The organism is Gaiella sp. (assembly GCF_057140465.1).
Genome location: NZ_DBNHWK010000017.1, coordinates 1 through 7,508, shown reverse-complemented (window position 1 = coordinate 7,508; position 7,508 = coordinate 1). Strand labels below are relative to the sequence as shown.

The following is a 7,508-nucleotide window of genomic DNA, read 5'->3' as shown; positions in this document are numbered from 1 at the left end:
TCGGGATCGGCCTGCTCCAGCTGTTCCTCCGCACCCCCGTCGTCCTGTACGCGACGGCGGCCGCCCTCGTGCTCGGGTACGTCGCCCGCTACCTCCCCTACTCGACGCGGATCGCCGGAGCAGGGCTCGGCCGGCTGGGACGGGAGCACGAGGAGGCAGCACGCGTCGGGGGTGCGCGCTGGTGGCCGACCCTGCGCAGGGTGACGCTACCCCTCGCAGCAACCGCGATCGCGGCGGCTTGGCTCGCCACCTTCGCCGTCGCTCTCACCGACGTGTCGCTCTCGCTCGTCCTGTCCTCACCCGGAAACGAGGTCATCGGCGTCCGCATCTGGGCGCTCTACGAGGGAGGCGAGTGGGACGACCTGGCCGCACTCGGAGTCGTGACGATCGCCGGCATTGCGATCCTCGGCGCCGCAACCGCCACACTCGGCAGGATCGCCGCACGGAGGGCCCGTGCTCTCGCTTGACGGTCTCACGAAGGCCTACCCGCACGGCGGTCGACACGTGCACGCTGTGAACGGCCTCAGCTTGGAGGTGCCCGAGGGCGGGTTCTTCACGCTGCTCGGCCCGTCGGGCTGCGGCAAGACGACGACGCTCCGCTGCATCGCCGGTCTCGAGCGGCCCGACGCCGGCGTCATCCGTCTTGCCGACCACGTCGTCACGGATGCCGAACGCGGTATCCACGTCCCGCCCGACCGGCGGGGCGTCGGGATGGTCTTCCAGGAGCCGACGATCTGGCCGCACATGTCCGTTCGCGACAACGTCGCATTCCCGCTCGTCTCCGGCTCGCGTCGACGGCGGCCCTCGCGCGCGGAGCTCGAGCACCGCGTCTCGGCCGCACTCGGGATCGTGCGCCTCGACGGCCTCGGATCTCGTCGGGCGACCGATCTCTCGGGCGGACAGCAGCAGCGGCTCGCGATCGCCCGGGCTCTGGCGGCGAACCCCCGGGTGCTCCTCCTCGACGAGCCGTTCTCGAGCCTCGACGCCCGGCTGCGAGAGGAGGTGGGGCTGGAGCTGCTGCGGATCCAGCACGAGCTCGGGGTGACCACGGTCTACGTGACGCACGACCAGGCGGAGGCACTCGCTCTCTCGACGCAGGTCGCCGTCGTGCAGGGCGGGCTCGTCGAACAGGTGGGGTCCCCCCGGGAGATCTACGAGCGGCCCCGGACGCCGTTCGTCGCCGAGTTCGTCGGGGCGGCGAACCTGCTCAGCGGCGTCGTTACAGAAAGGGTGAACGGCAGCGTGACGGTGTCGACGGAGCTCGGGCTCGTCCGCGTGCAGGACGACGGCATCGAGCGGGGCGAGCGCGTCCTCGTCGTCGTCCGACCCGAGCACATCCGGCTCGAGCCCGATCCCGGGGCCGACGCGACGATCGAGACCTCGGCGTTCCTCGGGAACAGCGTCGAGCACACGGTTCGCTGCAACGGAGAGAGCCTTCGTGTCCGAGTGACGGCCTCCGACGCCGTCGAGCCCGGCCGCACGGTGGCAGTTCGACTCGACGAGGCTCGACTCACGATGGTCAAGGACGAGGCCGGTGCTCGCTGACGTCCACCGCATGGGGGCGTTCGCCGCGAGCCTGCGCCGCTACCTGCGGACGGACTTCTCGGAGGATGCCGTGCAGCGCCGCCTGGCCGAGACGCTCGCGTCGCGCTCGGAGCGCCTGCTCACGCTCCTCGAGCGCGGGGTGTTCGCGCGCGCCGACAACCCGTACCTGCAGCTCTTTCGCCATGCGGGCATCGAGATGGACGACGCTCGGACCCTCGTACGCGACGAAGGAGTCGAGGGCGCCCTGCTCGCACTGCGCGACGCGGGCGTCTACCTCACCGCCGAGGAGCTGAAAGGGCGCGCGCCGATCGTGCGCGGCTCGCTCGTTCGCCACTACGCCCCCGAGGACTTCGACAACCCTCTGCGCGTCGAAGGAGCCCTCGCCGCGCGAAGCGGCGGAAGCTCGGGAATGCCCGTTCGGGTCGGGCTCGGTGTCGACGACCTCGTCGAGGACATCGGCTACCTCCGACTGTGGATCGCGGGCCGCGGCCTGCGAGGGAGGCCGGTCGTCATGTGGCGGAGCGTGCCTCCCGCCCGGTCGGGACTACGGTCATCGTTCCGCCACCTGCGCACGGGCCTCGTGCTCGAGCAGTGGTGGAGCCCGCGTGCCTTCGGGATTCGCCACAGTGCCCGTGATGCCGCCGCCCTCGAGCTCGCACTCGCTGTCGTGCGAGCCCACGGAGAGCGCATCGTCCGGCCGCGCCACGCACCGCTCGACGACCCGGGGCCGGTCGTGGAGGGGGTCGCCGAGCGTGTCCGTTCCGGGCGCAGCCCCGTCGTCCTGGCGACCGCTGGCGCGGCGGTGCGCCTCTGTCGAGCCGCGACCGAGCGCGGGATCGAATTCACCGACGCGCAGGTCGTGACAGGCGGCGAGCCGCTCACGACCTCGAAGGGAGCGGCGATCACCGGAACCGGAGCCACCGCCTCCTGCAACTACCAGGCGCACGAGATCGGGCGGATCGGGTTCGCCTGCGCAACACCGGAAGCGCTCGACGACGTCCACGTCGCGTCCGGACGCGTCGCCGTGATCGAGGGGACGCATGCCGGCCACGAGCCGCGCCTCCTGTTCACGTGTCTCAGCCCCACGTCGCAGCGCCTGATGCTGAACGCCGACATCGGCGACAACGGCGTGCTCGTGCGACGCCGATGCGGCTGTCCTGCCGGCGCACTCGGGCTCGACCTGCACGTCCACACGATCAGGGCCGCCGCGAAGATCACGACGGACGGCACGAACATCCTCTACGCAGAGCTCCTCGACCTCGTGGAGCGAGTGCTCCCCGAGCGCTTCGGCGGCGGCCCGACCGACTACCAGCTCGTCGAGACGGAAGACGAAGGGGTGCCCCGACTCGGTGTGGTCGTGAGCCCGAGAGTCGGGGACGTCGACGACCAGGCCGTCGTCGGCACGGTGCTGGCCGCCGTCGGCAGCGGGCCCGCCTGGCGCGACATGACGCAGGAGATCTGGCGCGACGGGGCAACGGTGCGCGTGCTCCGCCGCGATCCCTACACGACCCACGTCGGCAAGGTGCACGCGTTCCACGTCGAGCGCTGATGAGCGAGCCGTGGAGCCAGATGGCGCCGGTGTGGCTCGACGGCGCTCCACTCCGGCTCTGGCGCGCGCACTCCGACGCCGTCAACAGGGCGCTCGCGGATCGCTTCCTCCCGGGGCCGCTCGGCGACGTGCTGAAGACCGACCTGTTCGACGAGGCGGTCGCGGAGGGGGTGCTCGGGTCGCTCGCACCGCGAGCGTCACGCCTCGTCGGCATCGACGTCGAGCGCCCGATCTGCGAGGCGGCGTCCGCCCGCCTCTCCGGCATCGACGTCGTCGAGGCGGACGTCCGGCGCCTTCCGTTCGCGGACGCGTCGTTCGACACCGTGCTCTCCAACTCGACGCTCGATCACTTTCCGCGGGCGGGCGAGATCGACGTCGCGCTCGCCGAGCTGGCGCGGGTGCTCCGCCCGGGCGGACGACTCCTCGTCACGCTCGACAATCCTCGCAACCCGGTGATCGCGGTCTCGAAGGCGCTCCCCCGTGTGACGCTCAACCACCTGTGGTGGCGATTGGGCCCGGCGACGGCGAGGGCCGGCCTCGCGCCGTACGTCGTCGGCGCGACGCTGTCGCCCGCCGGCCTCCACCGATCTCTCGTCGCTGTCGGGCTGCGGCCGGTCGCCTCGGACACGCTCGTCCACGCGCCGAGGGTCATCGCCGTCCTCGTCGCCAGTCGCCTCGAGCGACACGCCTCGGCGGCGACACGCGCGCGGTTCCTCCGTGCGCTCTGGGCCTGCGAGCGGCTGCGCCGCACGCCGGTCGCGCCTGTGACGGCACACTTCCACGCCGCGCTCGCCATCCGCGACGGCGACTGAGAGGGCGCGCGTTCGACTCCGATCGGCCTCGGGGGAGGCGGTCAGAGGCAGCGACTCTGCACTGCGCTGGACGCCGACCTACGGGCCTCGTCCACGAGCCGCGTGGTCGCGTGCCGGGCCGCGGCGATGCGTCCGATCGGTGCCGTGGGCTCACGCACGCGGTGACACGGCAGAGCGCGGCATCCGATGCGGGGGCGCTCACGTGAGTTTCGCCGCCGCGTCCACGGTCGCCGCGTCCGACACGACGTGGCGCAGCTTTCCCGATCCGTCGAGCGGGATCCGGTCGATGCGCTCGACGGACGTGAGACCCGGGGCCCCGAGTACGCGGTCGAGTTCTCGGGCGATCGTCTTTCGCACGGCCGCAGCAGACGACTCGTCGCGCTGCACGACGAGGACGCGAATGCCGAGATCGGCGTGCTGCTCGATGCGGAGGTCGAGGACGCTCGTGCCGTCACCGATGACCAGCGCGACGACGAAATCGGGGGGAACGAGCGCACCGTCGACCCGCACGAGGACGTCACGCTCTCGACCTGTGACGGCTCCAATGACCGGAAGCCCCCGGCCACACGGGCAGGAGGTGCCGCAGGCGACAAACGCCCGATCGCCGAGCCGGTAGCGAATGAGGGGCATCGCACGGTTGCACAGATCCGTGACGAGGACGTGGCCGTGCTCGCCCGGGGCTGCCGCGGTTCCGTCGTCTCGGACGATCTCGACGATGACCGACTCGGCCGCGACGTGGAACGATCGTCCCTCGGGGCACTCGTAGGCGAGCGCTCCGTTCTCGACGTTGCGGTAGCGCTCGTGTACGGAAACACGGAGCGCCTCCTCGATGACGTCGCGGTGGTGGGGCAGCAGCCGGGCGCCGCCGCTCCAGCAGGAGCGTACGGAGAGCTCGACGCCGCTGTCGAGCGCGGATCGGGCGACCACGTAGAGACCAGTCGAGACTCCGGTCGCGAGCGCCGCCGGACGCCGGGCCAGCGAGCGGGAGAGCTCGCGGACGACCCCGGGATCGACGAGCCGCGCAGCCGGGAGCAACGTGATGTTGAGCGCCGCCGCGGCCGCCACCGCCCTTCGCGTCAGTGAGCTCGGGCGATTCGGAAGCGAGAGACGACGTTCGCCGACGGCGACGCCGAGCCAGTCGTTGAACCGGCGGTCCGCTGCCTGGAACCACGCGTGCTTCTCGCGGGGCCAGATGACCTTCACGGGCTGGCCCGTCGCCCCGGAGCTCGTTCGCGGCAGGCCTCGGGCACCGGGAACGGAGAGCCTCGCCACCCCTGCGGACTGCAGGTCCTCCCTCGTCAGCTGCGGGATGCGGGCCAGGTCGTCCAGGGAGTCAACGTCACCGGGCTCGATTCCCGCCGCGGAGAGCCGTTCCCGATGAAAGGGAATCAGTGCCGCGACGGCGAGGATCTCTCGTAGGCGCTCGACCTGCAGCTGTTCGAGCCGCTCGCGGTCCCACCACTGCGACCGGCGAAGGCCCTCGTAGACGGGGCCCGGGCGGGCAGGGTCCGCCTGCCACGCGAGCCGTGCCACGAGCTCGCGCGAGGAAGCGCGGAGCCTCACGACCCGTCCGGTCGCGCTGCGTGCGAGATCACGTGACGCAGCTTGCCCGCCGTGGAAAGCGGGATCTCATCGACCCGCTCGACCCTGGTCGCACCGGGCATCCTCAGCCTCTCGTCGAGCATCGCCGCGATCCGCTCCCGGTAGATCTCGGGCGACGGCTCGTCGCGCTGGACGACGCGCACGTCCACGTGCAGGTCTGCGTGCTGCTCGACCTGGAACTCGACGACGCTCGCGGCGACCGCTGTCATCAGGTGACTCCCGATGTCGTCGGGGGTGACGTACCGGCCGTCCCCGGTCACGAGCAGATCGTCCGCCCGTCCGACGAGCGACTGGATGACCGGCAGGCCGCGTCCGCACGGACATACCTCGTCGGAGAGCGCAGCGAGATCACCGAGGCGGTAGCGGACGATCGGCATCGCGTGGTTGCAGAGCGTCGTGACCAGGACCTCGCCGACCTCGCCGGCGGCGGCGGGGCTGCCGTCCGGGCGCACGATCTCGACGATGACGTTCTCGGCGACCTCGTGCAGGCGCCCCTCGGGGCACTCGTGGGCGATCACCCCCGTCTCCCAGCCGCCGTAGCGCTGATACACGCGCGCAACGAGAGCGTCTTCGACGGTGCGGCGCTGGACGGCGTGGAGATGACCCGCGCCGCTCCAGACCGCCTGGGGCTCGATGCTGAGACCGCTCTCGGCGAGGTGCGACGCGAGCACGTACAGCGGTGTCGCTCCGCCCGTGACGAGAGCCGGTGGGGAGCTCTCGAGCGTGCGGGCAAGCCGCACGGCTGCTGCATCGCCGTCCGTGCGGATCACATGGTGGAGGCGCGTGTGCTCGAACGCGTAGATCAGGCGGCGCCTCGATCCCATACGTGAGCCGGTCACGTGCAGGCGCAGCTCTGCTGGACCGACGCCGTGCCATTCCCGCGCCCGGAGATCGGCCGCCTTGACGGACGCGAGGAGGGACAGTGGTCGCAGCACCTCGACCGGCCGTCCCGACGACCCCGAGGTGGCGATCCGCATCCCGCGGCTGCGGGGCGTGCGCAGCCCGGCGATGCCGAGCCGCTGGACATCGTCTCGCTCCAACGGCGGCAGCGATGCGAGATCGGCCACGGAACGGAGGCGATCGGGCTCGAAGCCCGCCGCCCGCAGGCGCTCACGGTGGAAAGGGACGCCGCGCGCAGCTGCGAGCAGCGACCGCAGTCGGTCGACCCGGAGCTGCTCGATCTCCTCGCGCCGCTGCCACTGAGTCCCGCGAAGACTCGTGTACGTCTCCCACACTCCCCCGGGGTGGACCCGGAGGTGCCCCCGTGTGAGCGCTTCCCGGACACGTGGCCGACCTCCCACGGTCACCTCTCCGGATCGGCACCGGCGCGGTCGGCCACGACGATGTGCCGCAGTTTCCCGGACGTCGAGAGCGGGATCGAGTCGACCCGCTCGACGTGAGCGGCCCCGCGCAGCCGCAGCAACTCGTCGATCCCCGACGCGACGCGCTCACGGACGGGCTCCGGTGGCGGGCTGTCCCGCTGGACGACCTTGACGCTCACGTGGAGGTCGTCGTGCTGGACGACCTGGAACTCGACGACGCTCTCACGGAGGGACGTCATGAGGGCAGAGACGTGCTCCGGGAGCACCAGCCCGCCGTCGCCTGCACGCAGAAGCTCGTTCGAGCGACCGACGAGCGTTCCGAGCAGCGGGAGACGACGTCCGCACGAGCAACGCTCGGCCTCGGTGGGAATCGCGAGGTCGCCGATGCGGTAGCGGAGGAGCGGCATCGCGTCGTTGCGGAGTTGCGTCACGAGGATGTGACCGATCTCACCCGGAGCGGCAGCCCGACCGTCGTCTCTCACGATCTCGATAAGCACCGTCTCCGCCGACACGTGGTACGACTGCTCCTCGGGGCATTGATGCGCGATCATGCCGGTCTCCCAGGAGCCGTAGCGCTCGAGCACACGGCACCCGAGGGCCTCCTCGATGGGCTCGCGGTAGTACCCCGGAAGGTGGTTCCCCTCGCTCCAGCACGCGCCGACGCGGACGCGTCGGCCC

7 protein-coding genes are annotated in these 7,508 nt (G+C 71.5%); 4 read left to right on the top strand and 3 right to left on the bottom strand.

Annotated features, from left to right (window positions below; translation table 11 throughout):
* From AC162C_RS02280 to AC162C_RS02265, 4 genes are all read left to right on the top strand, one after another.
* A partial coding sequence (locus AC162C_RS02280) for an ABC transporter permease subunit (RefSeq protein WP_484096128.1) occupies positions 1 to 467 on the top strand: 467 nt, incomplete at its 5' end.
* 46 nt (positions 468 to 513) lie between these two features.
* Positions 514 to 1,545: an ABC transporter ATP-binding protein gene (locus tag AC162C_RS02275; RefSeq protein ID WP_484096127.1), complete on the top strand. Its 1,032-nt coding sequence runs from the start codon at positions 514 to 516 to the stop codon at positions 1,543 to 1,545.
* A complete protein-coding gene (locus AC162C_RS02270) occupies positions 1,535 to 3,094 on the top strand; it encodes a hypothetical protein (protein ID WP_484096126.1) in 1,560 nt (519 codons plus the stop codon). Before AC162C_RS02275 ends, AC162C_RS02270 begins: the two co-directional genes overlap by 11 nt.
* Positions 3,094 to 3,906 (top strand): class I SAM-dependent methyltransferase, encoded by an 813-nt coding sequence (locus AC162C_RS02265; RefSeq protein ID WP_484096125.1) that lies wholly within the window; start codon positions 3,094 to 3,096, stop codon positions 3,904 to 3,906. Before AC162C_RS02270 ends, AC162C_RS02265 begins: the two co-directional genes overlap by 1 nt.
* Positions 3,907 to 4,104: 198 nt before the next feature.
* On the opposite strand, the gene AC162C_RS02260 is transcribed toward AC162C_RS02265, so the two are convergent.
* The 3 genes from AC162C_RS02260 to AC162C_RS02250 form a co-directional block, all read right to left on the bottom strand.
* The gene (locus AC162C_RS02260; RefSeq protein ID WP_484096124.1) at positions 4,105 to 5,469 is read right to left on the bottom strand and encodes a phenylacetate--CoA ligase family protein; all 1,365 of its coding nucleotides are present in this window, start codon (positions 5,467 to 5,469) and stop codon (positions 4,105 to 4,107) included.
* Complete coding sequence (locus tag AC162C_RS02255; RefSeq protein ID WP_484096123.1) at positions 5,466 to 6,743, bottom strand: phenylacetate--CoA ligase family protein; 1,278 nt, start codon at positions 6,741 to 6,743, stop codon at positions 5,466 to 5,468. The genes AC162C_RS02260 and AC162C_RS02255 overlap by 4 nt, the downstream gene beginning before the upstream one ends.
* Positions 6,744 to 6,811: 68 nt before the next feature.
* On the bottom strand, positions 6,812 to 7,508 hold a 697-nt coding region (locus AC162C_RS02250), incomplete at its 5' end, for a phenylacetate--CoA ligase family protein (RefSeq protein WP_484096122.1).